The sequence below is a fragment of the Actinoplanes octamycinicus genome (assembly GCF_014205225.1).
Classification (GTDB): Bacteria; Actinomycetota; Actinomycetes; order Mycobacteriales; family Micromonosporaceae; genus Actinoplanes; species Actinoplanes octamycinicus.
The window spans coordinates 6,763,644-6,789,561 of sequence record NZ_JACHNB010000001.1; the positions used below are offsets into that span (position 1 = coordinate 6,763,644).

The following is a 25,918-nucleotide window of genomic DNA, read 5'->3' on the forward strand; positions in this document are numbered from 1 at the left end:
CTACTCGCGTCCGATCCAGACCGCCGCGCCGCACCGATCCGCCAGAAGCGTCAGCTCCGCGCGGGTGCCGGACACCCCGCTGTCCAGTACGGCCCGCAGCTCACCCATCGCGAACCCGTGCCGGCGCAGCACCCGCAGTACCGCCACCCGCCCGGCACCCAGATCGTCCGGGAACCGCAAACGGAACGTCCCGCACTGCTCCAGCACCGCCTGCCGCCAGTCATCCGGCAGCCGCTCATACCCGCACGCCACCTCCCGCGACCCGCCCGCGCAGTCATGCCTCACCGACCAGCACAACCGGCCACCCTGCACATAATCGGCGACCCGGGCAGTCCCGCAGCAGTACGGCACCACAGCCTCCTCCACGAACACCGGCCGATCATCGCAGCACAACCGCGCGCACATGCAGGAGAGCCACGGCAGAATCACCGCCCGGCACTGAACTCCAGTTGAGACTTAGTTCGTCACAACCCGGGATTCGCCGAACAAACCCTCAAACCCAGTTGCCGTGAACCCGCGCGCCGGGCCCCGGCACGATAGGGTCGCAACACGCCGACCCGCCCAGGGAGAGACATGATCGACTACGACGAGGCCTACCGCACCGGCACCGCACCCTGGGACATCGGCAAACCCCAACCCGCCCTCACCGCCCTGCTCGACTACGGCGTCCGCGGCCCCCAAGTCCTCGACCTCGGCTGCGGCACCGGCGACCTCGCCCTCGCCCTGGCCCGCCGCGGCTACCACGTCACCGGCGTCGACATCTCACCCGTCGCCATCGAACGCGCCCGCGCCAAAGCCACCGGCCTCACCGCCACCTTCGAAGTCCAGGACGCCACCAAACTCCACCTGCCGAACGCACCCTTCGACACCATCATCGACTGCGGCCTGCTGCACAACCTGCACCGCTTCGGCGGCGCCGACGCCTACCTCGCCCAACTGCCCGGCCTCGCCGAACCCGGCACCATGCTCTACGTCCTGGCCATCTCCGCCGACGCCGGCGACACCTGGAGCATCACCCGCGACCAACTCCAGCAATGGTTCCCCGAACCCGTCTGGACCGACACCACCATCAAAGACACCCAAGCCATCGCCGAAGTCAACGACGAAAAACTCACCCTGCCCGCCTACCTGCTGCGCACCTTCCGCGCCTACACCTAGGCCACCTCCGACAGATCCGCCGGGATCAGGCTGTACACCGCCAGATCACCACGACCCGACCGGGTCCACGACGCATTACGCAACACACCCTCGAACCGGAAACCGGCCCGCTGCGCCACCCGCAACGACGCCTCATTACGCGTATCCGCATGCAACGTCACCCGCTGCATCCCCGCCTGCGCCACCGCCCACCGCGCCACCGCGGCCGCCGCCTCCACCGCGAACCCACGACCCCGCGCCCACCCAGCCGTCCAATAATGAATCTCGGTCGTCATCGCCGACCAATCCGTATCGAACAACCCCACATGACACGCCAGCCGGCCATTCTCCCGCGCCACCCCGGCCAGCCCGTCCACCCCGCGCGAACACCACTCCACCGCCCGATCCAGACCAGCCCCCGCGTACCGGAAACCGACCGGCGCGAAACGCAGGAAAACCCGATCGTTCCAGACGGCCTGCACCCCGGCGGCATCCCCGGCCTCCAACGGCCGCAACCGCAACCGCGGCGTCTCCACCACCCCCCACGAGAACACGACGCTCAGCGACCCCGGAAGAACGAAACCGCCTCAGCGAACGCCAGATCCGTCAACACCGGATCATGCCGCGCCCCCACATCCCGCATGAACGCATGCTCCCCACCCTGAAAAACATGCAACTCCACATCGTCCAACCCGGCCGCATACAACGCGCCCACCGTCTCCAACCGGGCCCGCGCCGGCACATGCGGATCCCGCGACCCGAACACCACCATCAACCGGCCCCGGATCTCCGCGGCCCGCTCCAGCGAATCCGCCACATCCGAACCCAGCGCCCCGTTGTGCAAACCCGTCGGATAAAAACACACCGTCGCCGCCACCCGCGCGTCAAAAGCCGCCCGGAACGCCAGATGCCCACCGATACAGAACCCGGTCACCAGCAGCGACGACACATCCGCACGCCGCTCCAGGAAATCCAGCACCGCCACCCGGTCCGCATCGAACTGCGCCGCCGACATCGACGCCGCACCGGCCAGCCCCCGCGCCTTACCGGCATCGTCGAACTCCAACGCCACCCCGGCCAGCTCACCGCGCGGATAAATCTCCGGAACACACACCACGAACCCCGCCGACGCCAGCCTGCGCGCCGACCGCAACGTCGACTCGGTCAGCTGAAAAATGTCGGTATACAGCAACACCCCGGGAAACGACCCGCCACCGACCGGCCCGATCACCACCGCCCGGATGTCACCGATCCGAACCTCGTCCTCCTGCAACCTCATGCGAAACAACCTAGGGGAGCGGCGATCACGCCAGCTCGCGCAACACCCGGTTCGTGCGATTCGACTGAATGGCAGCCCGCTGCTGCTCCGCCGTCACCTCGATGTAATTCTGCGAAGTCGCCAGCGACGCGTGACCCAGCAACCGCATGATCTCCGACGCGTTCGCGCCGTCCTCCGCCAACCGCGTCGCGAACGTATGCCGCAACGCATGCAACTGCGCACCCCGCGGCACCCGATCACCGATCCCGGCCCGCCGGAAACACGACCGCACCAAATACTGCAAACCACCCCGCTGCAACGGCGCCCCATGCCGATCCACCAGCAACGGATCCGACTTCGCCACCCGGCCGAACCGCACCCGCCGACTCTCCACATACCGCCCCACCGCGGCATCCAGCCCACCATCGATCGGCACCACCCGCGGCCGGCCCCCCTTGCCCGCCACCTCCACCCGCCGCTCACCGTCACGACCCGACACCGAACCGACCCGCAACCCCAGCAACTCCGACAACCGCAAACCCGCACACAACGCCAACGCCAGCACCAGCACGTCCCGCTCCGGCCACGGATCCCGCTGCCGCTCATCCACCTGCGACACCACCCGGAGCAGCTCCTCCGGCGTATCCTCACCCCGCAACGGCTTGGGGGAGTGCGCCACCATCCGCGGCTTGTCCACCGCCGACATCGGATTCCCCGCGACCACACCCTCCGTCACCAGAAACGTGAAAAACGCATTCCACGACGACCACGCCCGCGCCACCGACGCGGGCGCCCGATCCGCTGCGAACCGCGCGAAGGCCGCCCGCAACAAACGGGGGGAGAGGTCAGCGGGGGACTGCGGCACCGGCGCGACCAGCTGCAACACCAAGGTCAAATCCCGCTGGTACGCCGCCAGGGTGTGCGCCGACGGCTTGCGCGTGGCCCGCGCCGCCAGGAACTCGTCGACGATCTCGGCCAGCGGGGCAGGGGACTCAGCGGCTGATGCGTGCTGCATAAGAGATATTATGCATGATATATCCGCATTCGTGCCTGGATGGACCTTAGCACGCCCCTGGATATGTTGAGTAGCTTTCACCCGAATCCACCCCGCGAATCCTCCAGACGCCGACCCCGCCGCACCGGCACCACTTCGCTCAGCGGCCACGGCTCACAGACATGGGGGCCCCGGCGCACGAAAGCGGGGAGGGCCTCGCTCCGCCCGCCATCACGATCGGAGACCGCGCTTTCCCGGGGCGCGCCCGCAGGCGCGAGGAAGGCCCTCACGCGCGATCAGACCGGCTTTCGGTACGCGGTAAGCGCCCGTGACAGCGTCTCGCGCAGCGACAACCCGAGCGCATCGCCGGATCGGCCGGAGCGGGCCCTGCGAGATCGGGCGGTGGTGGCGCGGGGCGCTGACAGCTGCGATACCGCGGAAAGATCATCCAGTTCCGTCCGGGCGGCGTCGCCTGTCGAACATCTGTGCGTGTGTGCGAGTGATGCGTTCGCGCGTGCGCCGCCGGCGTACGTCAAGAAGTGCCGGCGGCGAACCTGCCGCCCGGACCCGGCGGGCCTGCGGTGTGGCGAGCACGTGGGTGTCGTGCGGCTCGCAGGGGATGGGAGGCTGCCCGTTGTGGACCCCTCTCCGCTGTCTAGTTGACATAATGTAGATTATCGACCCGGTATTTTAGCGCTCAGACGGCTTGATAACGGCTCGCGAGCCGGGTCGCCAGGAGCGCCCGGGCAAGACAACGCGCGATGCCGCCGTGTACACATATCCGGATTTCGCCCGCCGCGGTGTCGGCCGGTGGCCGGTCAGGTGTCCGGAGCGCTGGCGAGCAAGTCGCGGGCGGCGGCTTTGATCGCGGCGGCGATGGCGTCGCGGTGTGCGGGTTCGTCCTCCCACGCCACGGACAGCAGTTCGCATCGCATCCCGAGGTCCTGCCGTATCCCGCACGGAACGCGTTCGTCGGCGTCAACTAGCAAATAGGCGATTTGTCCGGCTGCCCGGTCGGGCGCCACTTCCCCACCGAGCACCGCGCGGGCCAGGTCGCGGGCCCGCCGCCAGCGCACGGCCGCCGGTTCGCACAGCGGGTGGCCGAGCTCGGACATGGCCTGTTTCAGCAGGTCAGCGGCCTCTCTGACGTCGGTGCGGCTCAGTCCGGCAAGCTCGCGCAGGGCCGGCGAGTCGACGCCCCGGGCCAGTGCGTGCGCGGCGACCATGGGCAGGTCCGCCCCGCCGAGCTGGTCGAGAACGTAGTCGTCGGCGGCCTCCCGCAACTTTTCCACGTGCGCATCATGCCCGGTCACCAGGTGACGCCTTCCGCGCCGACCGGGATTCGCGCGGCGCCGTGCTCGCGGCGCCGTGCTCGCGGAGCGTGGGAAGCGATGCTCCGGGCGCTACTCCCCCTGGCCGTCTCAGGACCTGCTGTCAGGGCGAGGCGCCGGCTTCGACCGGGCCGCCGTTTCCGGGCGCCGCCAAGTCGACGCCGACGACGGCGATGTCCAGCCTCGGCGGCGGCACCGCTTCCCCGCTGGCGCTCGCCTCATCCTTGCCGCGGCGGCGTGCTGCTGTGCCTGTGGGCGTGGTGCTGGCTGGCGGTGCTGCGAGGCGGGCGGGAGTTTGAGCGCGTCGGCGGGCGGGGGTTGGTCTTGGTGCGTGGGTCTCCCCTGTTGGAGACTGATTGGCGGTGGCCCGTCGGTCCGGATAGTCCGGTTTCAGGGGGTTTGCTGGCGTCGGCGGTGTTCGATTTCGGACTGGAGGTCGGGGTCCCACTGGGTGGCGTTCCAGGCTTCGAGGTGCGGGAGCATGCCGTCGTTCGGGGAGTTGGGTTCGTAGCGGTCCAGGGGCTGGGCCAGTCCGGCGATCAGGCGGTGGGTGCTCGTGCGGGTGGTCAGGACGTTCGCTAGCAGGGCCAGGGCGCCGAGGGTGCGCAGGAGGGCTCCGGTGATGAGGGCGCGCTGGTTGTCGGGGCCGCCGAGGTGGGGCAGGGCGTAGCCGAACAGGTCGGCGGTGGTGTGGCCGGCGCGGCGCCAGGCGATGGTGGCGCCGATGGTGGCGAGGGTCAGCAGGCCGGCGGTCAGGTGGGTCAGGGTGATCGCCTTGGCGGGGGCGTCGAGTGTGATCGCCAGGGCGAGGCCGGTGGTGGTGGCGGCGAGCAGGATGCTGGCGGTGATGGCTGCCCGGGTGGCGGTGACCCATTCGCTGGGGGCGGTGGGTGTGGGCACGGTGGCCGGTCGGCAGTCGTGGCCCTGTCCGGGGTGGTCGAGGTCGGTTCCGCATCGCTGGCATGGCACGGCGGCAGACCCTAGCAGCGGTGTTGTGCCTGGTCACGGTGGGGTGGGATGGCTATGGGCGTACCAGAAGCGGGTTTCAGGAAGGCGGGGGCTGACGGCGTACCTGAAAAGGGGTTTAGGAAATGGTCAAGTGGTGGTGGAGGGCGTGCAGGAAGTCGGGGGCGTCGAAGGCGGTGCCGGCGGAGGCGACGCCTCGGGTGCGGTGGGCGCGGCCGGTGAGGATGCGGTCGGTGGCTTCGACGGCGAGGGGGGCGCTGATGGCGTAGATGTCCTGGCCGGTGGCGGTGATGCGGCGTTCGGTGCGGCCGGTGCGGACCTGGACGTCGACGGTGAAGGTTTCCGGGGTCTGGGTGCGGGTGCCGGCGTTGGCGAGGTCGGTGGCGGCGGTGGTGGTCATGTAGGTGGTGATGTCGCGGACCTGCAGGTGGGTGGGGATGGTGACGACGTCGGCCATGGTGAAGCCGGCGAGGACTTTCTGTGGGCCGAGGGGGTGCGGGAAGGGCCAGGTGACGGTGGGCAGGGTGTCGTCGTGGTGCTGCAGGGTGCCGTCGGTGTAGCGCAGGCGGCGGCCGCCGCGGCGCTGGGCGGAGACGGCGCCGGCGGCGAGGGTGCCGGGGGTGGGGTGCCAGCTGGTCAGGCCGTAGGCGATGTGGATCTCGTCGGCGTGGGTGTCGCCGTCCAGGGCGGTGGTGGCGAGCAGGTCGGCGAGGCCGCCGTAGAAGGCCATGGCCGGGATGATCAGGGTGGGGCTGTCGGTGTGCTGGCGGAATGTGTCGAGGTTGGCTTCGATCTCGGCGGCGACGTCGATGTAGGGGATGCCGGCGCGCTGGGCGGCGGCGATCAGGGGGCCGGCGGTGGTGGCGAAGGGTCCGGCGGTGTTGATGACGGCGTCGGCGCCGTGCAGGGCGCGGTCGAGGGCGGCGGGGTCGTCGACGGCGGCCGGCCGGGGGTGCTCGCCGAGGGCTGTGAGCCGGGTGTGGTCGCGGCCGAGCAGCAGCGGGGTGTGGCCGCGGCGGTGGAGTTCGGTGGTGACGTGCCGGCCGGTGGTGCCGGTGGCGCCGTAGACGGCGATGGTCGCGCTCATGCCTTGATCTTGTCGTCGGTGGTGGCGGGCGGACAGTGTCGGGAACGACATGACCCATACAATTTCCGACATGGGGTCGGTTGCGGTCGCTGCCACGGACGGGATGCTGCATTTCGAGCTGGCTTTGGCGTACGAGGTGTTCGGCTCCCGTCCGGACGCGGTGCCGGCGCCGTGGTACGAGGTGCGGGTGTGCGGTGACGCGCCGGTGCGGCTGGGCCGGTTCGTGGTGGAGCCGGACGCGGGTCTGGACGGGTTGGCCGGGGCGGACACGGTGATCGTTCCGGGGGTGGCGGATGTGGACGCTGCTCCCCCGGCGGGCCTGGTCGAGGCGGTCCGGGCGGCGCATGCGGCGGGCGCGCGGGTGGTGTCGTTGTGCACGGGCGCGTTCGTGCTGGCCGCGGCGGGGTTGCTGGACGGGTTGTCGGCGACGACGCACTGGGCGCATACGCGGCAGCTGGCGGAGCGGTTCCCGCGGGTGCGGGTCGACCCGGATGTGCTGTATGTGGACAACGGCCGGGTGCTGACCTCGGCGGGCAAGGCGGCCGCGATGGATCTGTGCCTGCATCTGGTCCGCCTGGACCATGGTCCGGCGGTGGCGAACGTGGTGGCGCGGCGTCTGGTGGTGCCGCCGCACCGCTCGGGTGGGCAGGCGCAGTTCGTGATGACGCCGGTGCCGCAGCGTGACGGTCATCCGCTGTCGGCGTTGCTGCCGTGGGTGATGGCGCGTCTGGACGAGCCGTTGACGGTGGAGGATCTGGCGCGGCGGGCGAATTTGAGTTCGCGGCAGCTGGCCCGGCAGTTCCAGGCGGTGACCGGGACGACGCCGTTGCGGTGGCTGCTGACTCAGCGGGTGCGGCGGGCTCAGGAGTTGCTGGAGTCGACTGACGACAGTGTGGAGGTGATCGCGGTGGCGGCCGGGATGGGGACGGCGACGACGTTGCGGCGGCATTTCCAGCGGACGATGGGGGTGCCGCCGGACACGTATCGGCGCACGTTCCGGGCTTGATGATCGTCGGGTGGCGGCGAGGCGTGCCGGTTGTTGTCGGTGGGGGCTGGTAGAAATAGGCCCTCTCATACAGGCGTACGAAGGTGGGGACGATGGTGGCGGCGGGCGTGGAGGCCCGTGGGTTGACCACGGAGGAGTTGGACGGGGTCCGGGACGCGCTGGCGGCCGGGCGCAAGCCGAAGGTGCAGTTCACCGAGTCGGCGGGGCAGATCGCGGGGCAGATCGGGCAGGTGGTGGCGCTGGAGGATCCGGCGGTGTCCGAGGAGTGGGTGGTGGTCCGCTTCGGGCGGGACGAGTTGCCGTTCTCCCCCGGTGACCTGCGGATCGCGCCGCGCGGCGCGACCGCGCCGAAAAAGGTGGTGGCGCCGGAGCCGGAGCCGGAGCCGCAGTTGTCCGGCCCGGAGTTCCTGATCGACAAGCCGATCGAGAAGAAGCCTGCGCCGGCGCAGCGCAAGAGTGAGGAGGTGCAGGACGTGACAGCTCCGGCTCCGCGCAAGGCGGCCCGCCCGGCGAAGGCGAAACCCGGTCCGTCGTTGACCGTGACCCTGGCCTATGGCGAGGGTGAGTGGACGGTCGGCGCGACGCAGGGGGCGAAGGCGCTGGCGAAGCCTTATGTGATCCGGCCGGCAGAGGCGCTGAAGATGGTGCAGCTGATCGATGTGCCCGGGGTGCAGGAGGCGGTGGAGCAGATCCTGTCCGCCGAGCGGGCCGAGGCGGAGCAGCAGGCGCAGCGGTTGCGGGCTGAGCTGGCCGAGATCGAGGCGCGGCTGGCGGAGCTGGGTGAGGCGGGTTCGCCGGCGGCGTGAGCCTCGGCGGGTTTCTCGGGGGCGTCAGCGTCGGTGGGCTGCTCCCCCGGCGCGTCAGCGGGTGGCGGCGGCGGTCAGCAGTGTGAGGGTGTGCTGGTGGCCGCCCGCTTCGGCCCAGGAGACGGCGGTGTGCCCGGTGCCGCCGTCCTCGGCGCGGTGCGGGTCGGCGCCGGCGGCGAGCAGTTCGCGGACGGCGTCGTTGTGGCCCCAGCTGGCGGCGGCGCACAGCGGCAGGCCTTCCTCGCGGGTGCCGCTCTCCTGGTGCGGGTCGGCGCCGGCGGCGGTGAGCACGCGGACGTTCTCCGGCCGGTTCTGCACGCTGGCGCGGTAGAGGGCGGTGGTGCCGTCGCGGTTGGGCTGGTTGGGGTCGGCTCCGGCGCGCAGCAGGGCGCGGACTTGCCGGTCGCTGCCGAAGCCGGCGGCTTCCACGAGGCGTTCCTGCAGTTTCTTGCGGCGGCGCAGATTCATGAAGCCCATTATCCGGTATGGGGCAAAAGCCGGGGTGGCGGCTCTTGTCGGGATGCCGCTGGACGAGCCGGCGTGGCGGCGCTTGTCAGGGTGGAGCGGGTTGGCGGCGGCGCTGCTGGCGGCGCTTGTCGGGGTGCCGCGGAGGGGCCGGAGTGGCGGTGCGGGTCCGGGACGGCCGCGGGTGTCTGTACAAGCTGCCGCTGAGGGGGCCCGGAGACGAAAAAAGCGCCCGCACGAGTGCGAGCGCTTTTTCGGGTGGGGTCACTGGGCGGCGATGGTGCCTGTCGACAGCAGCAGGATCAGCAGGGAGCCCAGTGCGATCCGGTAGAAGATGAAGATGCTGTAGGAGTGCTTGGCGACGAACTTGAGCAGCCAGTTCACCGCGAAGTAGGCGACCACGAAGCTGACCACGGTGGCGACGATCGTGTTGACCCAGCCGACGCCGCCGGAGATCCGGTCGTACTCTTCGACGCCTTGCAGGATCGAGGCGCCGGTCAGGGCCGGGATGGACAGGAAGAACGACAGTTTGGTGACGGTCACCCGGTCGAAGTCGCGCAGCAGGCCGGCCGACATGGTGGAGCCGGACCGGGAGACGCCGGGGATCACCGCGAGGCACTGGACGACGCCGATGATCAGGGAGTCCTTCCAGGTGATGTCGTCCTCGTGGCGGACCTGGGTGGCGGCGTGATCGGCGAAGGCCATCACCCCGGACCACAGGATCAGGGCGATCGCGACGAACCACAGGCTGCGCAGCGTGGTCTCGATGGTGTCCTTGAAGGTCAGCCCGGCGATGACGATCGGGAGTGAGCCGAGCAGGACCGCGACCGCGAACCGGAAGTCCGGGTGTTCCCGGGCGGTCTTGCTGGCCAGGCCTTTGAAGAAGGCCGGGACGATCCGGACGATGTCCTTCATCAGGAAGATGATGGTGGCCAGGACTGCACCCGACTGGATGATCACGGTGAAGGCGGTGATGTCCGGGTCGTCGAGGCCGAACCCCATCAGTTTTTCCATGATGGTCAGGTGCCCGGTGCTCGAGACGGGGAGGAATTCGGTGATGCCCTCCACGGCACCGAGCAGAATTGCCTGGAAGATGTTCAAACCGTGATCCCGCCCTTTGTCGCTTCGCCCTGACCGGGTTCAGAGCATAGGGGGACGAGTCAGGCGGACCGACGGCGGTCCCGGGCCGCGGCGATCGTGTACGCCGGGTCACGGTCCAGGTTGTGCCGGTCACGGTCGTAGCGGCGGGTGGTGCGCGGGTCGGCGTGGCCCATCGCGTCCTGGACGTCTTCGAGGGGGACGCCTTCGGCGCGGGCGGCGGTGGCGAAGGCGTGCCGCAGCGAGTGCGGGGACATCTTCGCCGCGCCGGGGATGCCGGCCTCCTCGGCGAGGCGGCGGACCAGGCGGAAGACGGCGTGCCGGTCGATGCGGGCGCCGCTGGCGGTGGTGAACAGTGGCCCGTCGTGGGTGCCGCGCTCGCGCAGGTAGGCGTCGAGCATGGCGGCGGCGGCCGGGGTGAGCACGCGGCGGCGGGGCCGGCCGCCCTTGCCGATGAACCGGACGGTGCGGTGCCCGCGCTCCCAGCCGAGGTCGGTCAGGTCGAGGCTGACCAGCTCCCCCACCCGCAGGCCGAGGTCGGCGAGCAGGGTGAGCACGGCGCGGTGGCGCAGCGCGGCCGGGCCCTGCTGCCGGTCGGCGGCGGCCAGCACCGCGTCGACCTGGTCGGGGGTCAGGCCGACGGTGGCGGAGTGGTCCCGGTCGACGTAGGGCCGGTCGGCGCCGCCGACCGGGTTGGCGTCGATCACCCGGAGTTTGACCAGGAACGCGTACCAGGAGGACAGGCCGGACAGTTTGCGGGCGACGGTGGCGGCGGCCATCGGGCGGGCCTCCAGGGCGCGGGCGTACGCGTTGACGTCCAGGAAGGAGGCGTGCAGCGGGTCGAGGCCGTGGTCGGTGCACCAGGACAGCCAGGAGGCGACGTCGCGGCGGTAGGCGTCGCGGGTGTGCTCGGACAGCCGCCGGTTCTCCAGCCAGGCCTCGGTGAACTGGGTGGCGGAGGCGGTGACGTGGGGCAGCAGCGACATGCGGCCCAGTTTCTCAGCTTTCGATCACGGTGCGGTCCGCGACATGCCAGTGCCGGGTGTGCCCGACCGCGTCGGCGAAGTACCGGTCGTGCGAGACGGTCAGCAGGGTGCCCCGGTAGCGGCGCAGGGCTTCCTCGATGACGTCGAGGGCGGCGAAGTCGAGGAAGTTGGTCGGCTCGTCCAGCAGCAGGATCCGGGCCGGGCTGTTGACCAGCACGGCGAGCAGCAGCCGGCGCAGTTCGCCGGCGGACAGGTCGCGCAGCCGGGCGGTCCACTGCTCGGGATCGAACTGGTGGCCGGTCAGCAGCCGTTCGGCGTCGTCGACGTAGACCGGCACCTGGGACCGGAAGTAGTCGATGACGGTGGTGTCGACCCGCAGGTGGTCGGTGGTCTGCGGGAGCACGGCGACGTCCGGGTGGCGGGCGGCGATCGCGCGCAGCAGGGTGGTTTTGCCGGCGCCGTTGCGGCCGGTGATCAGGATCCGGTCGCCGCGGGTGACGTCGAGGTCGACGTGCTCGAGCAGGACCCGGCCGGGGTGGGTGACGGTCAGGTCGCGGACCTTGAGCACGATGTCGCCGGGGTCGCCGTCGTCGTCCGGGAAGGCCAGGGTCAGCGGTGGGCGGCGGCGCGGCTCGGCGATCCACGTCACCGACGCCATCTGCCGGCGCAGCCGGCGTTCGCGGACCTTGGCCTTGCGGGCCACGAGCCGGGCGACGCGGCGCAGGTGGGGGGCTTCGGCGCCGGAGCGGACGGTGCTCTCGACGCCGCGGGCGTACCCCTTGGTCTTCTCGATGTCGGCTTCCCAGCGGGCCCGGTCCTTCTCCTGGGCCTCGTAGTCGAGCAGCAGCCGCTGCCAGCGGCGCTGTTTCTCCTCGCGGTAGGCGGTGTAGCCGCCGCCGGGATAGTCCTGCGGCTGCTCGTCGATGCCGTCCAGCTCGATGATCCGGGTGACGGTCGCGTCGAGGAACGCCCGGTCGTGGCTGACGGTGAGCACCCCGCCGGGGAAGTCGCGCAGCCAGTCGCGCAGCCAGGCGGCGCCCTCGGCGTCCAGGTGGTTGGTCGGCTCGTCGAGCAGCAGCAGGTCGGGGCCGGTGAGCAGGGCGCGGGCGAGCATCAGCCGGGCCTGCTCGCCGCCGGAGATCTGGGCCAGGGGCAGGGTGTCGTCGAGGTGGTCGATGTCGAGGCGCTGGCGGATCTCGGTCAGCCGGGTCTCGGCGGTCCAGCCGCGCAGGGCGGTCCAGCGTTCCTGGGCGGCGGCGTAGGCGTCCAGGACGTCGTCGCCGGCGGCGAGCCGGGTCTCCAGGTCCCGCATGGTGGCGGTGACCGCGGCGAGTTCGCCGAGCCCGCCGGTCAGGAACGCGCCGACGGTGCCGTCCGGGTCCGGGATCTGCTGGGTGACGTGGGCGATGGTGGTGCCCGGCGGGCACACCACCGCACCGCGGGTCGGTGGCAGCTCGCCGGCGAGCACGCGCAGCAGGGTGGTCTTGCCGGCGCCGTTGGGTCCGACGACACCGATCCGGTCGCCGTCCTGCAGCACCAGGTCGAGGTCGGCGAAGAGCAGGTCGCCGTCGTGGGCGCGGGCGAGTCCGGTGGTTTTGAGATGCACGGCGTGGCCTTTCGGGAGAGCGCGGGTCCGACGGGGTTCTCGGGTGCTCTCACATCGGCTGCTCGGGCTCCTCGCGGTCGGGGCCGGGTCCGGGTCCGCGGCCAACTCTGCCGCGCCGATCCGGCCCCCGCAACCCGATATGGCCCACGGTCCGCTGTTCGCCGCGGGGTCCGCTTCGCCTGCGGCGCATGGTGCGGTACGCGGTCAGCGTTCAGCCCGCGGTGATCGCTGTGCCGAGGCGCCGCATCCCCTCGGTGATCTGCTCCGGGGTGCTGGTGGTGAACGACAGCCGCAGTGTGGCCCGGTCCGGGTCGGCGGCGTAGAACGCGGCGCCCGGCACGAACGCCACGTCGTGCGCGAGCGCGGCCGGCAGGATCGCGGCGGTGTCGGCCGGCCCGGGCAGGGTGACCCAGACGAACATGCCGCCGTCCGGGTCGGTCCACCGGGTGCCGGCCGGCATCACCTGCGCCAGCATGGTGAGCATGGTGTCGCGGCGCTGCCGGTAGGCGGCGCGCAGCCGGCCGACGTGCGCGTCCAGGTCGGTGGTGGCCAGGTAGTGCGCGGCGGCGGCCTGGTCGACCGTGGAGGTGTGCAGGTCGGCGGCCTGCTTGGCGACGATCAGCGCGGCCCGTAGCGGCTCGGGGGCGCGCAGCCAGCCGAGCCGCAGCCCCGGGGCGCCGATCTTGGAGAGGCTGCCGAGGTGGATGACCCGGTCGCTGCCGGCGGCCAGCGGGGTCAGGTGCTCGCCGCGGTAGCGCAGTTCGCCGTACGGGTCGTCCTCGACGATCCACACGCCGTGACGCTCGGCGAGCTCGACGATCGCGGCGCGCCGGTCGGCGGGCAGCGTGCGGCCGGTCGGGTTGGCGAAGGTCGGCACCAGGTAGAGCAGCCGCGGGCGGTCGCGGGCGAAGACCTCGGCGACGGCGGCCGGGTCGTCCGCGGTGACCGGGACGATCCGGGCGCCGGCCATGCCGAAGCACTGCAGGGCGGCCAGGTAGGTGGGCTGTTCGACGGCGACGACCGCGCCCGGGTCGAGCAGGGCGGCGGCGACCAGGGTGAGCGCCTGCTGCGAGCCGGTGGTGATCAGCAGCTGGCCGGCGGTGGTCGGCAGGCCGCGGCCGGTCAGCCGGGCGGCGGCCAGTTCACGCAGCCGGGCGTCGCCCTCGGTCGGCGCGTACTGCAGGTGGCGGCGGGCGGCCGGGCCGGACAGCACGGCGGTGAAGGCGGCCCGCCAGCCGTTGACGTCGAACAGTTCCGGGGCGGGCAGGCCACCGGCGAACGAGATGATCTCCGGGCGGTCGGTCAGGGCGAGCAGGTCGCGCACGGGTGAACTGGTCACCGCGGCCAGGCGCTGACGGGGCATGCGAACGGGTCCGTTTCCGGTGGGGTGCGGGAGTGCCCACGGGCGGCGGACGGTGGTGCCATCGGCGCGTGCGGCGAGAAACGGCCTGGTTGAGGCGCTGCCGGAAGCCTAACGCCGGTTCAGGACCGGATTGGACCCGGAATTGGTTTGCCTGGCGGTCCAAACCGGGCCGGGTGATCCGGGTGCGGCGGGGCTGTGGCGCACCGATGAATTTGGCAGGCTTCTGGAGTCTGCGTTGTCGACACGCACGGACGGCGAACGGAGCACTGCGATGGCGAAGCTGATCTCGACCCTGTTCATCTCGGCCGACGGGGTCGCCGAGATCGATCCCGAGTGGCACTTCCCGTACTTCGACGAGAACATGGGCCGGGCCGTCAGCGAGGACTACGAGACCGCTGACGTGCTGCTGATCGCCCGGCCGACCTACGACAGCTTCGCCGGGGCGTGGCCGGAGCGCGAGGCCGCCGGCGGGGAGGATGCGCCGTTCGCCAAGCAGCTCGGCGACATCCGCAAGATCGTCGTGTCGCGGCAGCCCCGGGAGTTCACCTGGCGCAATTCGGAGCTGCTGCGGGGCGACCTGGTCGAGGCGGTGACCGCGCTCAAGCAGGACGACGGGGTGCGCGGGATCCTGATCCCCGGGTCGCTGTCGGTGGTGCAGCAGCTGCTGGCGGCCGGGCTGATCGACGAGTTGCGGCTGCTGGTGCATCCGGTCGCGGCGCGCAAGGGCCGCCGGTTGTTCGACGAGGGCGACCGGCCGTACCACCTGAAGGTGGCGGCGGCCGAGGTGTTCCCGACCGGGACGATCCGGGTGATCTACACGCCGGGCGAGGCGCCCGGGCAGGCCGGCTACGAGGACACGAAGGGCAAGGTCACGCCGGAGGGCTGAGGACGCGGCCGGGCCGGGGCGGCATCCGGCGGGGGTGCCGTGCTGGCAGCCCCGCCGGACACCGCCGGGCGGAAACCGTGGCCGGGACGGACCCGGCCGGGTGGGTGCGGCCGGCGCGGGTCACGCGGCCGCGGCGAGGCGCATGCCCTGCGCGTCGGTGACGCTCAGCCGGCTGGCCATGGTGCTGCGGGCGGCGATCTGCGCGGCGTAGGCGGCCCGGCGGCGGGTGACGCAGCCGTCCTTGGCGACCGGGCCGCTGACCTGCTCCATGTGGGTGGTCAGGCCGTCGCGCAGCAGGGCCAGGGCCTCGGTGCGCAGCTGCGAGACCCGCGACTCGGTGACCCCCAGCTCGGCGGCGACCTCGGACAGCGGGCGCTCCTGCAGGAAGGACGCCTCGACGACGAAACGCAGCCGCTCCGGCAGCACGGTCACCGCGTCGTGCAGGTAGCCGAGCCGCTCGCGGTGCAGCAGCATCTCCTCCGGGTTCATCGACGACTCGGTGACCATGTCCTCGGCGGCGCCGGCGGTGAAACCCTGCAGCGACAGCACCGCGGCGCGCTGCACGTCGTCGTCGACGCTGGACAGCTCGCCGACCGCGACACCGAGCAGCTCGGCCAGCTCGTCGGCGGTCGGGGTGCGGCCCAGCTGGCGGGTCAGCTCCTCGCGGGCCACGTCGGCGCGGCGGGCCCGGGCCCGGACCGAGCGCGACGCCCAGTCCATGCTGCGCAGCTCGTCGAGCAGGGCGCCGCGGACCCGGACGGCGGCGAACCGGCCGAACGGGATGCCCCGCGACTGGTCGTAGGCCTGCGCGGCGGTCACCAGGGCGGCGTAGCCGGCCGAGGCGAGGTCGTCGCGGTGCACGTGCGGCGGCACCTTGAACAGCATCTCGCGGACCATGTGGCCGACCAGCGCCATGTTGTCGCGGATCAGCTGCTCCTGCTCGCGGGTCACGGACCGGGCGGCGGTGCTGATGGCGGTCGCGGTCATTTCGATTCCCCCCGTGGTGTCGGTTGCAGGGGGAACTTTTCGCGGCTACGGGTGCAGCAGGTGGTCGCTCTCGGTTGCTGCTCGGTTGCACTCCGAAATTCTTCTCAAGTCCGCGGATCGGCTTCATAGCAGACCCACAGCCCGCCCGTCTTGACTTTGACAGGCGGGCTGACCAGCACTTTCCGCGCCGGCGGCGCAGGGTGGCCGGGCGTGGGGCGCCGGCCGGCCGGGGGCTGAGCAGCACTTTCCGCGCCGGCGGCGTGGGGTGGCCGGGCCTGGGCGCCGGCTGGGGTCAGCCGAGCAGCCAGCCGTTGTCGACGGCCAGCCGGACCGCCTCGGCGCGGGTGCGGGCGCCGGTCTTGCCGATCGCGGCGGACAGGTGGTTGCGCACGGTGCCGTCGGACAGGCGCAGCTCGCGGGCGATGTCGGCGACCGTGCCGCCGTCGCGGGCGGCGCGCAGCACGTCGCTCTCGCGGTCGGTCAGCGGCGAGTCGCCGTGCGCCAGGCTCTGCGCGGCCAGGGCCGGGTCGACCACCCGCAGGCCCTGGTGCACCCGGCGGACCGCGTCGGCCAGCTGCCGGGCCGGGGTGTCCTTGACGACGAACCCGCTGGCCCCGGCCGCCATCGCCTGGCGCAGGTAGCCGGCCCGGCCGAAGGTGGTCACCATCAGCACCTTGCAGCCGGGCAGCGACTCGCGCAGCAGCCGGGCCGCGGCGATCCCGTCCAGGCCGGGCATCTGCACGTCGAGCAGCGCCACGTCGACCTCGTGGCCGCGGGCCGCCTCCAGGACCTCGTCGCCGCGGCCGACCTCAGCGACCACCTTCAGGTCCGGTTCCAGGTCGAGCAGGGCCGCCATCGCGCCGCGCACCAGGGCCTGATCGTCGGCGAGCAACAGTTTGATCATGAGGGGACCTCCACTCGGACCCGGAAGCCGGGCTCGTTCTGCCGGCTACCGGCGATCAGGTGCGCGCCCAGCTCGTCGGCGCGCCGGCGCAGCCCGGCCAGGCCCTGCCCGCCGCCGGGCGCCGGGTCGCCGCCCTGCCCGTCGTCGACGATCTCGACGCTGTCCGGGCTCAGCCGCACCTCGGCGTGCCGGGCCCGGCTGTGCCGCACGATGTTGGTGACCGCCTCCCGGATCGTCCAGGCGAACAGCTCCCGGTTGCGGGTCGGCACGTCGTCGGCGGCGCCGGGCAGCCGCGCCTCGACGTTCGCCGCGGCCAGGGCGGCCCGGGCCGCGGCGATCTCGCCGGGCAGCGAGATGCCGCGCATGTTCAGCGCGGTCGCCCGCACGTCGGCCAGCGCGTCGCGGGCCAGCGACTCCAGGTCGCGCAGCTCGGCGCGGGCCCGGTCCAGGTCGACGTCGAGCAGCCGCTGGGCCAGCTCGGCCTTGACCGCGACCACGGTCAGCGAGTGCCCGAGGATGTCGTGCAGGTCCCCGGCGATCCGCGAGCGTTCGTCGGCGACGGCCAGCTCGGCCAGCTCGTTCTGCGCCTGGATCAGCCGGCCCTGCCGTTCGAAGGCCAGCCGCATCCCCCAGGTGGCGGCCGCCGCGAGGACCACCGCCAAGGCGTAGCCCTGGCTGCTGGCCCGCCAGCCCGGCACGAACCGGATGGCCGCCTCGACCGCGATCGCCACGGTCACCGCGACGCCCAGGCCGTGCCGCAGCGGGAGCCCCATCACCGCGGCGGCGCTGATGTAGACCGCGCAGGTCAGGATGGACTCCCCGGCGGCGGGCAGCTGCAGCAGCGCCAGCGCGAGCAGGGTCAGCAGCCCGAGCCAGACCCGCAGCTCCGGACCGGGGTACCCGCCGGGCACGTCGCGCGGGCGGCGCATCGTGGCGACCAGCAGGATGTAGGTGAGCGCGAACAGCGCGAGGGCGAGCAGGCCGACCGTGCGCCACATCCCGGGCGGATGCCTGACCAGCGCGCCCAGGTTGCCGCCCAGGTAGAACAGCCAGATCGCGGCGAACACCCAGCCGGCGCGGAAACCGCGGCGGCCGGGTGTCTCGGAAGGTGCCGGCGCCATGAGGGGAACGGTACCGGCCGATCAGACGCGGGCGGTGTCGCGGCGGAACCGCCACACCGCGCCGGCGGCGAACAGCCCGGTCCACAGCACCACGTTCAGGATCGCCTGCCACAGGTGGTCGCTGTGGGTCAGCGGGTAGCGGGCCACCTCGCCGACCCCGTAGACCGGGGTGAACTTGGCGAGCGCGGCGAACGTGCTGCCGAACTGGTCGACCGGGACGAACAGGCCGCCGGCGAAACCGAGGATGCCCAGCGCCGGGCCGAGGATCTGCATCACGTTCTCGCTGGGCAGCAGGTAGCCCATGAACAGGCCGAACGCGGCGAAGACCAGCGCGCACACCCAGGACAGCAGGGCGCAGGCCAGCCACGGCCCGGTGTCGAGCTGCGCCCCGGCGACCGCGCCGACCACGTTGACCACGGCCACCGACACGGCGCCGATCGCCATCGCCAGGACCAGCTTGACGCCGATGTAGGCGGCCGGCCGCAGCGGGGTGAGCCGCAGCTGCCGGCTCCAGCCGGCGGCCCGCTCGATGGAGACCATCGCGCCGCCGGAGGTGGTGGCCAGCATCGCCCCGTACACCGCCATGCTGACCATGATGTAGCCGGTCACGTTGCCGCGGGCGAGCTGGTCGTGCCGGTACTCCGCGCTGGTCCCGAAGATCAGGAAGAAGGCGGCCGGCATCACGAAGGTGAACACGACGGTGCGCTTGTTGCGGATCAGCCGGCGCAGCTCCAGGGCGAGCATGCCGGTGCTGAACCCGCCGAACCTGGGCAGCGTCCGGGCCTGCGCGGCGGCGGTCGTGGTGGTGGTCATGCCGGGGTCTCCTCGTCGGCGGTGAGGGTCAGGAACGCGTCTTCGAGGTTCCGGGAGGTGATCTCCAGGTCCCGGGCGCCGGTCCGGGTGAGCAGGTGCCGGGCGATCTCGTCGGTGTCGCGGCCGTGCAGGTAGACGGTGTCGCCGCGCACCTCGGACGAGTCGACGCCGGGGATCCGGGTCAGGTCGGCCAGCTCGGCGCCGGGCAGCGTGGCCCGCACCGTGCGGCCCGCGGCCAGGGCCTTGACCTGCGCGGCGGTGCCGTCGGCGACGATCCGGCCGCGGCGCACCAGCACGATCCGGTCGGCGTAGGCGTCGGCCTCCTCCAGATAGTGGGTGGCGAAGATGACGGTGCGCCCGCCCTGCGCGTCGGTGCGGATCGCGTCCCAGAACTCGCGGCGCCCGCCGACGTCCATGCCGGTCGTCGGCTCGTCGAGGATCAGCAGCTCCGGGTCGGGCAGCAGGGCCATCGCGAACCGCAGCCGCTGCTGCTGCCCGCCGGAGCACTTGCCGACCAGGCGGTCGCCGATGTCGGCGATCCCGGCGCGCTGCAGCGCCCCGGCGACCGCGGTGCGCGGCCGGCCGAACAGCGCGGCGGTCAGCCGGACGGTCTCCTCGACCGTGTAGTCCTTGAGCAGCCCGCCGGTCTGCATCACCGCGGACACCAGGCCCAGCGCGACCGCCTCGTGCGGCGGCCGCCCGTACACCCGGGCGGTGCCCTCGGTGGGCCGTGACAGGCCGAGCAGCATGTCGACCGTGGTGGTCTTGCCGGCGCCGTTGGGCCCCAGCAGGGCTACCACCTCTCCGGGGCGGATGCGCAGGTCGATGCCGTCGACGGCGGTGACCGCGCCGAAGCGTTTGACCACGCCGTCCAGGTTCACGGCCAGCTGCCCCGTGCCGGCGGCCGTGAGATCGGGTGAAGCGGTGAGCGTCATGCGCCCATCATGGTGTCGCGCGGCGGGCCGCTCCCGGGCTATGCGTCACGGCTCGCCCATGACAAACGTCAGCCGGTGCTTTGCCGCGCCGCGCGCATCGACCACACTGCGCGGATGGAACCGCTGCAGAGCGCCCTGATCGTTCCGGTCCCGGAGGCCGAACCGGCCGTCGCCGGGCTGCGGGCCCGCCTCGACCGGTCCGCCTCCTGGGGCGTGCCCGCGCACATCACGGTCGTCTTCCCGTTCCTGCCCCCGGAGCAGCTGACCGCGCCGGTGCTGGCCGCGGTGCGCCGGATCGCGGCCGGCGTGCCCCGCTTCTACCTGAGCCTGGACAAGCTGGGCTGGTTCGACGAGCGGGTGCTGTGGCTGGCGCCGCACCCGGCCGACCCGTTCCGGGAACTGACCAACCGGCTCGCCGTCCGGTTCCCGGCCGCGCAGCCCTACGGCGGCCAGTTCACCGAGGTGATCCCGCACCTGACCGTCGGGCACAACCATCCGGCCGCGACCCTCGCCGAGGCGGCCGCGCAGGTGCAGCCGCTGCTGCCGATCCGGGCCCGGATCACCGCGCTGCGGCTGATCACCGGGCGCCGCGAGCCGGGTGACTCGTGGCAGACGCTGACCGACTTCCCGCTCGGCTGACGCCGCGGCCGTACCGGAAAGCTCAGCTGCCGGACTGGTCGCGGCCCGGCTCCGGCGGGCCCGCGGTGACCACCTGCTCGACCGCGGCCTTGGTCAGGCCCAGCTCGGTGAGCACGCCGCCCTGCGGCTGCTCCTCCTCCAGCAGCGCCAGCAGCACGTGGCCGGTGCCGATGTCCTCGTGCGACAGCCGCAGCGCCTCGCGCATGCTCAGTTCCAGGGCCTTGCGCGAGCGGGCGTCGTAGGGCGTCAGGGCGGGCAGCTCGGCGACCGGCCCGGGCAGCGTCGCGACCAGGCGCTCGCGGACCGTGTCCGGGTCCAGGCCCTGCGCGGCGAGAGCCTTGACCGCCAGGCTCTCGCCCTGATCGAGCAGGCCGAGCATCAGGTGCGCCGGGGTGATCTCGCCGTTCTGGTGGGCCTTGGCCTGGTTCATCGAGGCGACGACCGCGCTGCGGGCCAGGTCGCTGAACCGGTTGAAGCCCTGCTGCATGTCGGGCTTGTCCTTGGCCACGAACCGTTTCTGCGCGGCCTGCTTGCTCACCCCCATGCTGCGGCCGATGTCGGTCCAGGACGCGCCGGAGCGGCGGGCCTGGTCGACGAAGTGGCCGATCAGGTGGTCGGCGAGTTCGCCGAGATGGTCGCTGAGCAGGACCGCGTCGGAGAGCCGGTCGAGCGGGTCGTCGGGCCGGTTCGTGGTGATCGCGCTGATCAGGTCGTCGAGACGGACCGGCGGAACAATCTGCGTCATGCCGTCAACCATAGGTTGACGCAGGAGAGTCGTCAACCTTGAGTTGACGGTTTAGGGTGGCGACCATGGATTTGATCATGAGGCCGTGGACCGGCGCCGACGACGCGGTGCGCGACACCCCGGCGCCGCCGCCGGATCCCGGCCGGCACACCTTCGCCGTGGTCCGCGGCGCCGAGGTGCTCGGCCGGGTGGTGCTCAAACTGCCGGACGCCGAGGTCGGCTACTGGACCGCGCCGCACGCCCGCCGGCAGGGCGTCGCCGCCTGGGGGCTGCGGCAGCTCACCCGGTGGGCGTTCGCGCGGTACGCGATGCCCACCCTGGCGCTGCTGCACCAGGTCGACAACGAGGCGTCCTGCGCGGTGGCCCGCCGCTGCGGCTACGCGTTCGAGCGGGAGCTGGCGCCCGGTGGCGGCTACCCGCTGCCCGGGCACCGCCACGTCCGGCACCGCGACGCCGGTTAGGCGTTCCTCGCGGCCTCGCGTTTGCCGCGCTTGCCGAGCGGCACCTCGGACATGTCCACCGTCTGCGAGGTGATCTTCTTGTAGCCGTAGCCGTGCTCCTCCAGCCAGGCCACCGCCTTCATCTCGGCGCGGATCGCGGCCTGCGGGATCTCCTTCTCGTCGGCGACCTCCTCGGCGAAGCGGAAGGTGAAGAACGGGCGAGCGGCGATGTCGTAGGTCAGGTGCCCCTGCTCGGTGTACTGCACGGTCAGCAGGTCGTCACCGCCGCGGGCGGCCAGCTCGGCCTTCTGCTCGCCGGTCAGGTTGTCGAAGGATCCGCGGACGGTCACGCGAATCGTACGGCTCTCGGTCATCGCGCCAGTATCGGCGCTTGCGCCGGCACCCGGCACCGGATTATCCGGCCAGGAACTCGTGGGCGCCGCGCAACCGGACCCGCAGCACCTGCTTGGCCCGGTCCAGGACCAGGCGCACGTCGGTCGGCCGGTGCAGGCCCAGCGCGGCCAGGCTGCCCGCCGGGATCGCGGCCACGTCCAGGTGCTCGCGGCGGGCGACCAGCACCCCCAGGTCGTAGCGGCTGACCGGGTCGGCGCCGGCCACGTTGAGCACCCCGGCGTAGTCGCCGGCGGCCAGCTCGAGCAGCGCGTCGGCCAGGTCGTCGACGTGCACCGGGGTGCGGATCTCGTCGGTGAACAGCGCGCCGGCGGCCCGGCCGGCGATCAGGTCGCGGGTCAGGATCTCGTGGGCGCCGTTGCCGTCGCCCAGGATCAGCGAGGTCCGCACGATCGCCGCGGCCGGGTCGACCGCCCGGACCGCGGTCTCCGCGGCGGCTTTGGCGGCGCCGTACCGGTAGACCGGGTCGGGCAGCGCCGTCTCGTCGTAGTGCACGTCCCGGCCGGAGAAAATGGCGTCGCTGGACACGTGCACCAGGCGGATCCCGGCCGCGGCCACCGCCAGGTGGGCGGCGCCGTCGGCGGTGGCCGCCCAGTCGTTGCGGTCGCGCCCGGACGCGGTGTGCACGATCGCGTCCGGCCGGACCTCGGCCAGCACCCGCCGGATCTGCGCCGGGTCCCGGATGTCCAGGCGCACCGTGGCGGTCGGGGCCGGGCGGGCCACGAAGGTGCCGATCGGGTCCCAGCCGGCGGCCGCGGCCCGGGCGACCACCCGGCGCCCGAGCGCGCCGCTGCCACCGGTGATCAGAAGGCGTCGTGTCACGCCCGGAGCCTAACCGGCGAGCCGCAGCGCGGCCTGGGTGGCCGACGCGGTCGCGGCCAGCAGCGGCAGGCGTACCGCGGGGGTCGGAATGCGGCCGTGCGCGTGCAGCACCGCCTTGATCACCGTGGGGTTGGGCTCGGCGAACAGCGCCGCGGACAGCGGCGCGAGGTGGTGCCCGAGCTTGCCGGCGGCGTCCAGGTCACCGCAGCGCCAGGCACGGGTCAGCGCGACGAACCGGCCGGTGGCGACGTGCGCGGACGCCAGGATGCCACCGGCCGCGCCGAGCGCCAGCAGCGGCGACAGGAACACGTCGTCGCCGGAGAGCACCGCGAACCCGGGCGGCGGGTCGGCGAGCAGCGCGACCAGGTCGGCGTCCAGCGCACCGGTGGCGTACTTGATCCCGATCACCCGGTCCAGCGCGCCGATCCGGCGCAGCGTCGCCGCGTCCAGGCTCTGCCCGGTGCGCGGCGGCACGTGGTAGACGACCAGCGGGACCGGGCTGGTCGCGGCCAGCGCGGTGAAGTGCGCGACGACACCGTCCGGGCCGGGCCGCACGAACGGCGGCACCAGGCTCACCGCGGCCGCGCACCGCTCGTCGGGCGGGCCCAGCAGCGGGGCGCCGTGCGTGGCGCAGACCCGGGACAGCACGTCGAGCACCTGCTCGCGTTCGCCGTCGGTCAGCGCGGCCGGCTCCCCGGTGGTGCCCAGCGCCACCAGGCCGGTCGCGCCGGCGTCGAGGACCTCGTGGGCCAGGCGCCGCAGAGCGGGCAGCGCCACCGCGCCGGACGCGTCGAACGGGGTGATCATCGGGACGAAGACGCCGGTCAGTTCCATGACGTCCAGCCTGGCCGCCGGCCAGCATCAGGTCCAGTTCACGTTTGCGCGGTCATCCGTAAGCTGAACTGATGCTCGACGTGCGACGACTGCGGCTGCTGTGCGACCTGGACCGGCTTGGCACGATCGCGGCGGTCGCCCAGGCCCGCTCCTACACGGCCAGCGCGGTCTCCCAGCAACTGTCCGCCCTGGAACGCGAGGCCGGGATCGCGCTGCTGGAACGCACCGGGCGGCGGGTCACGTTCACCGCCGCCGGGCAGGTCCTGCTCCGGCAGGCGAGCCGGGTCCTGGCCGCGCTGGAGGAGACCGACGCCGCCCTGGCCGCGGTGCGCACCGGACCGGCCGGGCCGCTGCGGATCGGTGCGTTCCCGACCGCGGTGCGCACCCTGCTGCCGCCGGCCCTGGTCGCCCTCGGCCGCGCCCACCCGGCCCTGGAACTGATGGTGACCGAGGTGGACCCGGCGCACGTGCCGGCCGCGCTGCGCGAGCGGCGCCTGGACGTGGGGCTGCTCAACGACTACGACGTGGCGCCCGGCGATGTCGACGACGACCTCGGGTCGGTGCCGCTGCTCGACGAGACGGTGTTCCTGGCGGTGCCGGCCGGATCCGGCTGCGACTCGCTGGCCGCGGCCGCCGGCCAGCCGTGGATCCTGGCGAGCGAGGGGACCCTGTGCCACGAGGTGACCGTCCGGGCCTGCGCGGCCCACGGGTACACGCCGCGGGTCCGGCACCGCGCGGACGACTTCGTGACAGTGCTCGCCCTGGTCGGCGCCGGGCAGGGGGTGTCCCTGGTGCCCGAACTGGCCGCCGCGGCGCCGCCGGCGACGGTGCGGCTGATCGCGCTGCCGCTGCGGCGGCGCACCCGGATCGCCTTCCGGCGCGGCGCCGCGAACCACCCGGCGATCACCGCCCTGCTCGACTTCTTCCGAGCCGATCCCGTCGAGCACCGCGGCGGCGGACCGGCAGATGGCGGCGATGGATGAGCTTCGCTGAACGGGCAACCGCGACGCCTGGCGCGTATTGACGGTGCCGGCCCGGTGAAGGGAAGAGCGCGCTGGCTGGTAGCACCGTAAAGGTTATTTGCTGCGATAACCCTTAGTTGCTGGCACTAATGATTATCGGCGGCATTAACCCTTACGGCGAGTCTGCGCAGCAGGCCGGCGAGGTCCTCCCGTTCGGCCGCGACGCGGGAGACGAGGCGGATGCTGGCCCGGGCGATCGGGGCGACGCGCCCCTACCACCAGGCCAGAGCTTTTCTGGGCGTACCGGAAAGCGACGGTCTTGCGATGATGCGGCAGTGACTGTCGCGGATGTCTATCGGGAATTCGGGGTGCGCGAAGCGCGCGATGTCTCACCAGCCTACGAGCGGCTCGCCCGCCACGTGGCGTCCGACAACGATCTGCTCGACCGGCTCGCCGCGCTGCCCGCCCCGAAACGGCAGCCGAACCTGCTGTTCGCCGTCGTGCGGCTGCTCGGCGGGCCGGTCACCGACCCGGCCGGCTTCCGCGCCTTCGCCCTGGACCGGTGGGACGAGATCGCCGCGCAGCTGCTCGTGCGGGCCACCCAGACCAACGAGGTCGGCCGGACCGCCGCCCTGCTGCCGGTCCTCGCCGCACTCCCCCAGCCGCTCGCGTTGATCGACGTCGGCGCGTCCGCCGGGCTGTGCCTGTTCCCCGACAGGTACGCCTACCGCTACGGCACCCGGACCGTCGGCGCCGGCGCCCCGCTGCTCGACTGCGCGGCCACCGGCTTCACCCCGCCGGAGCGGCTGCCGCGCGTCGCCTGGCGCGCCGGCCTCGACCTCAACCCCCTCGACGTGACCGATCCCGACCATGTCGCCTGGCTCGACGCGCTGATCTGGCCGGAACACACCCACCGCCGCGACCGGCTGCGCCAGGCTGTCGAGGTGGCCCGCGCCGACCCGCCGCACCTGGTCCGCGGCGACGCGGTCACCGACCTGCCGGCCCTGGCCGCGCAGGCGCCGCCCGGCGCCACCCTGGTCATCTACCACACGTCGATGGCCTACCAGCTGCCCGACCCGCAGGCGTTCGTCGACGTGGTGCGCGCCCTGCCGGCCCGGTGGGTGGCCGTGGAAGGCCCCGCCCTGGTCGGCGCCGAGCTGCCGGCGCCGCCGTCACCGGCCCTGCACAACGTGCTGACCCTGGACGGCGAGCCGTTCGCCTGGGTGCGCGGGCACGGCGAATCGCTGACCTGGTTCGGCCGCAACATTCACTGACGTAAACACCATGAACCCCCCGTGCGTCGAACTTCTTCGATA

The 25,918-nt window shown here is 72.5% G+C and carries 29 protein-coding genes; 8 read left to right on the forward strand and 21 right to left on the reverse strand.

All coding sequences use genetic code 11. The annotated features are described in order from the left end of the window. Positions 1–372: a hypothetical protein gene (locus BJY16_RS30155; protein WP_185042929.1), complete on the reverse strand. Its 372-nt coding sequence runs from the start codon at positions 370–372 to the stop codon at positions 1–3. Positions 373–573: 201 nt separating this feature from the next. On the opposite strand from BJY16_RS30155, the gene BJY16_RS30160 reads away from it, so the two are divergent. Next, complete coding sequence (locus BJY16_RS30160; RefSeq protein ID WP_185042930.1) at positions 574–1,158, forward strand: class I SAM-dependent methyltransferase; 585 nt, start codon at positions 574–576, stop codon at positions 1,156–1,158. On the opposite strand, the gene BJY16_RS30165 is transcribed toward BJY16_RS30160, so the two are convergent. From BJY16_RS30165 to BJY16_RS30190, 6 genes are all read right to left on the reverse strand, one after another. Further along, positions 1,155–1,673, reverse strand: a complete 519-nt coding sequence (locus BJY16_RS30165) for a GNAT family N-acetyltransferase (RefSeq protein ID WP_185042931.1) — start codon at positions 1,671–1,673, stop codon at positions 1,155–1,157. The genes BJY16_RS30160 and BJY16_RS30165 overlap by 4 nt on opposite strands. A 23-nt stretch (positions 1,674–1,696) precedes the next feature. Next, positions 1,697–2,416, reverse strand: coding sequence for a dienelactone hydrolase family protein (locus BJY16_RS30170; protein ID WP_185042932.1), 720 nt, complete (start codon positions 2,414–2,416; stop codon positions 1,697–1,699). A gap of 25 nt (positions 2,417–2,441) precedes the next feature. Further along, complete coding sequence (locus tag BJY16_RS30175; protein WP_185042933.1) at positions 2,442–3,410, reverse strand: tyrosine-type recombinase/integrase; 969 nt, start codon at positions 3,408–3,410, stop codon at positions 2,442–2,444. Positions 3,411–4,207: 797 nt separating this feature from the next. Beyond that, positions 4,208–4,681: a hypothetical protein gene (locus BJY16_RS30180; RefSeq protein WP_185042934.1), complete on the reverse strand. Its 474-nt coding sequence runs from the start codon at positions 4,679–4,681 to the stop codon at positions 4,208–4,210. Positions 4,682–5,110: 429 nt separating this feature from the next. Then, the gene (locus tag BJY16_RS30185; protein WP_185042935.1) at positions 5,111–5,620 is read right to left on the reverse strand and encodes a hypothetical protein; all 510 of its coding nucleotides are present in this window, start codon (positions 5,618–5,620) and stop codon (positions 5,111–5,113) included. Between the two features lie 184 nt (positions 5,621–5,804). After that, the gene (locus BJY16_RS30190; RefSeq protein ID WP_185042936.1) at positions 5,805–6,773 is read right to left on the reverse strand and encodes an NAD(P)H-binding protein; all 969 of its coding nucleotides are present in this window, start codon (positions 6,771–6,773) and stop codon (positions 5,805–5,807) included. Positions 6,774–6,843: 70 nt separating this feature from the next. Between BJY16_RS30190 and BJY16_RS30195 the strand changes: the two genes are divergently transcribed. Both BJY16_RS30195 and BJY16_RS30200 read left to right on the forward strand, forming a co-directional pair. Then, positions 6,844–7,779: a helix-turn-helix domain-containing protein gene (locus tag BJY16_RS30195; RefSeq protein WP_185042937.1), complete on the forward strand. Its 936-nt coding sequence runs from the start codon at positions 6,844–6,846 to the stop codon at positions 7,777–7,779. Positions 7,780–7,871: 92 nt separating this feature from the next. Further along, positions 7,872–8,585, forward strand: a complete 714-nt coding sequence (locus BJY16_RS30200; protein WP_185042938.1) for a hypothetical protein — start codon at positions 7,872–7,874, stop codon at positions 8,583–8,585. 54 nt (positions 8,586–8,639) lie between these two features. On the opposite strand, the gene BJY16_RS30205 is transcribed toward BJY16_RS30200, so the two are convergent. The 5 genes from BJY16_RS30205 to BJY16_RS30225 form a co-directional block, all read right to left on the reverse strand. Further along, complete coding sequence (locus BJY16_RS30205; RefSeq protein ID WP_185042939.1) at positions 8,640–9,053, reverse strand: ankyrin repeat domain-containing protein; 414 nt, start codon at positions 9,051–9,053, stop codon at positions 8,640–8,642. A gap of 261 nt (positions 9,054–9,314) precedes the next feature. Continuing rightward, positions 9,315–10,151, reverse strand: coding sequence for an undecaprenyl-diphosphate phosphatase (locus BJY16_RS30210; RefSeq protein ID WP_185042940.1), 837 nt, complete (start codon positions 10,149–10,151; stop codon positions 9,315–9,317). A 59-nt stretch (positions 10,152–10,210) separates the two neighbouring features. Then, complete coding sequence (locus tag BJY16_RS30215) at positions 10,211–11,134, reverse strand: tyrosine-type recombinase/integrase (protein WP_185042941.1); 924 nt, start codon at positions 11,132–11,134, stop codon at positions 10,211–10,213. 13 nt (positions 11,135–11,147) lie between these two features. Beyond that, the gene (locus BJY16_RS30220) at positions 11,148–12,740 is read right to left on the reverse strand and encodes an ABC-F family ATP-binding cassette domain-containing protein (RefSeq protein ID WP_185042942.1); all 1,593 of its coding nucleotides are present in this window, start codon (positions 12,738–12,740) and stop codon (positions 11,148–11,150) included. 211 nt (positions 12,741–12,951) lie between these two features. After that, entirely contained in the window at positions 12,952–14,103 is a 1,152-nt protein-coding gene (locus BJY16_RS30225; protein ID WP_185042943.1) for an aminotransferase-like domain-containing protein, read from the reverse strand. Between the two features lie 271 nt (positions 14,104–14,374). On the opposite strand from BJY16_RS30225, the gene BJY16_RS30230 reads away from it, so the two are divergent. Next, on the forward strand, positions 14,375–14,989 hold the full coding sequence (locus tag BJY16_RS30230) for a dihydrofolate reductase family protein (protein ID WP_185042944.1): 615 nt from the start codon (positions 14,375–14,377) through the stop codon (positions 14,987–14,989). Between the two features lie 120 nt (positions 14,990–15,109). Here BJY16_RS30230 and BJY16_RS30235 read toward each other — a convergent pair whose 3' ends face one another. The 5 genes from BJY16_RS30235 to BJY16_RS30255 all read right to left on the reverse strand — a co-directional run bounded on the left by BJY16_RS30235 (position 15,110) and on the right by BJY16_RS30255 (position 19,749). Beyond that, the gene (locus BJY16_RS30235) at positions 15,110–15,976 is read right to left on the reverse strand and encodes a sigma-70 family RNA polymerase sigma factor (RefSeq protein WP_185042945.1); all 867 of its coding nucleotides are present in this window, start codon (positions 15,974–15,976) and stop codon (positions 15,110–15,112) included. A 292-nt stretch (positions 15,977–16,268) separates the two neighbouring features. After that, positions 16,269–16,880 (reverse strand): response regulator transcription factor, encoded by a 612-nt coding sequence (locus tag BJY16_RS30240; RefSeq protein WP_185042946.1) that lies wholly within the window; start codon positions 16,878–16,880, stop codon positions 16,269–16,271. Beyond that, positions 16,877–18,001, reverse strand: a complete 1,125-nt coding sequence (locus BJY16_RS30245) for a sensor histidine kinase (protein WP_185042947.1) — start codon at positions 17,999–18,001, stop codon at positions 16,877–16,879. The genes BJY16_RS30240 and BJY16_RS30245 overlap by 4 nt, the downstream gene beginning before the upstream one ends. A 21-nt stretch (positions 18,002–18,022) precedes the next feature. After that, positions 18,023–18,814: an ABC transporter permease gene (locus tag BJY16_RS30250; RefSeq protein WP_185042948.1), complete on the reverse strand. Its 792-nt coding sequence runs from the start codon at positions 18,812–18,814 to the stop codon at positions 18,023–18,025. After that, positions 18,811–19,749: an ABC transporter ATP-binding protein gene (locus BJY16_RS30255; protein ID WP_185042949.1), complete on the reverse strand. Its 939-nt coding sequence runs from the start codon at positions 19,747–19,749 to the stop codon at positions 18,811–18,813. Before BJY16_RS30255 ends, BJY16_RS30250 begins: the two co-directional genes overlap by 4 nt. Positions 19,750–19,863: 114 nt before the next feature. Between BJY16_RS30255 and BJY16_RS30260 the strand changes: the two genes are divergently transcribed. Then, on the forward strand, positions 19,864–20,388 hold the full coding sequence (locus tag BJY16_RS30260; RefSeq protein ID WP_185042950.1) for a 2'-5' RNA ligase family protein: 525 nt from the start codon (positions 19,864–19,866) through the stop codon (positions 20,386–20,388). Between the two features lie 22 nt (positions 20,389–20,410). Here the strand turns inward: BJY16_RS30260 and BJY16_RS30265 are convergent, their stop codons facing one another. After that, positions 20,411–21,133, reverse strand: a complete 723-nt coding sequence (locus BJY16_RS30265; protein WP_185042951.1) for a Clp protease N-terminal domain-containing protein — start codon at positions 21,131–21,133, stop codon at positions 20,411–20,413. A 65-nt stretch (positions 21,134–21,198) separates the two neighbouring features. Here BJY16_RS30265 and BJY16_RS30270 point away from each other — a divergent pair, with 65 nt between their 5' ends. Then, a complete protein-coding gene (locus tag BJY16_RS30270) occupies positions 21,199–21,594 on the forward strand; it encodes a GNAT family N-acetyltransferase (RefSeq protein ID WP_185042952.1) in 396 nt (131 codons plus the stop codon). Here the strand turns inward: BJY16_RS30270 and BJY16_RS30275 are convergent. From BJY16_RS30275 to BJY16_RS30285, 3 genes are read right to left on the reverse strand one after another with little or no spacing between them, the layout of a single operon-like run. Beyond that, the gene (locus BJY16_RS30275) at positions 21,591–21,947 is read right to left on the reverse strand and encodes a DUF6204 family protein (RefSeq protein WP_185042953.1); all 357 of its coding nucleotides are present in this window, start codon (positions 21,945–21,947) and stop codon (positions 21,591–21,593) included. The two genes, BJY16_RS30270 and BJY16_RS30275, sit on opposite strands and share 4 nt — an antisense overlap. Positions 21,948–21,987: 40 nt before the next feature. Beyond that, positions 21,988–22,806 carry a sugar nucleotide-binding protein gene (locus BJY16_RS30280; protein WP_185042954.1) on the reverse strand — a complete coding sequence of 273 codons (819 nt, stop codon included), beginning with the start codon at positions 22,804–22,806 and terminating at the stop codon, positions 21,988–21,990. Between the two features lie 9 nt (positions 22,807–22,815). Continuing rightward, a complete protein-coding gene (locus BJY16_RS30285; protein WP_185042955.1) occupies positions 22,816–23,640 on the reverse strand; it encodes a dihydrodipicolinate synthase family protein in 825 nt (274 codons plus the stop codon). A 71-nt stretch (positions 23,641–23,711) separates the two neighbouring features. On the opposite strand from BJY16_RS30285, the gene BJY16_RS30290 reads away from it, so the two are divergent. Together BJY16_RS30290 and BJY16_RS30295 are read left to right on the forward strand one after the other, a co-directional pair. Further along, positions 23,712–24,623: a LysR family transcriptional regulator gene (locus tag BJY16_RS30290; protein ID WP_185042956.1), complete on the forward strand. Its 912-nt coding sequence runs from the start codon at positions 23,712–23,714 to the stop codon at positions 24,621–24,623. A gap of 314 nt (positions 24,624–24,937) precedes the next feature. Beyond that, positions 24,938–25,876: a DUF2332 domain-containing protein gene (locus BJY16_RS30295; protein WP_185042957.1), complete on the forward strand. Its 939-nt coding sequence runs from the start codon at positions 24,938–24,940 to the stop codon at positions 25,874–25,876. Positions 25,877–25,918: the final 42 nt, after the last annotated feature.

Coding starts and splice junctions, on each gene's coding strand:
- BJY16_RS30160 (WP_185042930.1), top strand. CDS start 574: ATGATCGACTACGACGAGGCCTACCGCACCGGCACCGCACCCTGGGAC.
- BJY16_RS30170 (WP_185042932.1), bottom strand. CDS start 2,416: ATGAGGTTGCAGGAGGACGAGGTTCGGATCGGTGACATCCGGGCGGTG.
- BJY16_RS30175 (WP_185042933.1), bottom strand. CDS start 3,410: ATGCAGCACGCATCAGCCGCTGAGTCCCCTGCCCCGCTGGCCGAGATC.
- BJY16_RS30190 (WP_185042936.1), bottom strand. CDS start 6,773: ATGAGCGCGACCATCGCCGTCTACGGCGCCACCGGCACCACCGGCCGG.
- BJY16_RS30195 (WP_185042937.1), top strand. CDS start 6,844: ATGGGGTCGGTTGCGGTCGCTGCCACGGACGGGATGCTGCATTTCGAG.
- BJY16_RS30200 (WP_185042938.1), top strand. CDS start 7,872: ATGGTGGCGGCGGGCGTGGAGGCCCGTGGGTTGACCACGGAGGAGTTG.
- BJY16_RS30205 (WP_185042939.1), bottom strand. CDS start 9,053: ATGAATCTGCGCCGCCGCAAGAAACTGCAGGAACGCCTCGTGGAAGCC.
- BJY16_RS30215 (WP_185042941.1), bottom strand. CDS start 11,134: ATGTCGCTGCTGCCCCACGTCACCGCCTCCGCCACCCAGTTCACCGAG.
- BJY16_RS30225 (WP_185042943.1), bottom strand. CDS start 14,103: ATGCCCCGTCAGCGCCTGGCCGCGGTGACCAGTTCACCCGTGCGCGAC.
- BJY16_RS30230 (WP_185042944.1), top strand. CDS start 14,375: ATGGCGAAGCTGATCTCGACCCTGTTCATCTCGGCCGACGGGGTCGCC.
- BJY16_RS30235 (WP_185042945.1), bottom strand. CDS start 15,976: ATGACCGCGACCGCCATCAGCACCGCCGCCCGGTCCGTGACCCGCGAG.
- BJY16_RS30240 (WP_185042946.1), bottom strand. CDS start 16,880: ATGATCAAACTGTTGCTCGCCGACGATCAGGCCCTGGTGCGCGGCGCG.
- BJY16_RS30245 (WP_185042947.1), bottom strand. CDS start 18,001: ATGGCGCCGGCACCTTCCGAGACACCCGGCCGCCGCGGTTTCCGCGCC.
- BJY16_RS30250 (WP_185042948.1), bottom strand. CDS start 18,814: ATGACCACCACCACGACCGCCGCCGCGCAGGCCCGGACGCTGCCCAGG.
- BJY16_RS30255 (WP_185042949.1), bottom strand. CDS start 19,749: ATGACGCTCACCGCTTCACCCGATCTCACGGCCGCCGGCACGGGGCAG.
- BJY16_RS30260 (WP_185042950.1), top strand. CDS start 19,864: ATGGAACCGCTGCAGAGCGCCCTGATCGTTCCGGTCCCGGAGGCCGAA.
- BJY16_RS30265 (WP_185042951.1), bottom strand. CDS start 21,133: ATGACGCAGATTGTTCCGCCGGTCCGTCTCGACGACCTGATCAGCGCG.
- BJY16_RS30270 (WP_185042952.1), top strand. CDS start 21,199: ATGGATTTGATCATGAGGCCGTGGACCGGCGCCGACGACGCGGTGCGC.
- BJY16_RS30275 (WP_185042953.1), bottom strand. CDS start 21,947: ATGACCGAGAGCCGTACGATTCGCGTGACCGTCCGCGGATCCTTCGAC.
- BJY16_RS30285 (WP_185042955.1), bottom strand. CDS start 23,640: ATGGAACTGACCGGCGTCTTCGTCCCGATGATCACCCCGTTCGACGCG.
- BJY16_RS30290 (WP_185042956.1), top strand. CDS start 23,712: ATGCTCGACGTGCGACGACTGCGGCTGCTGTGCGACCTGGACCGGCTT.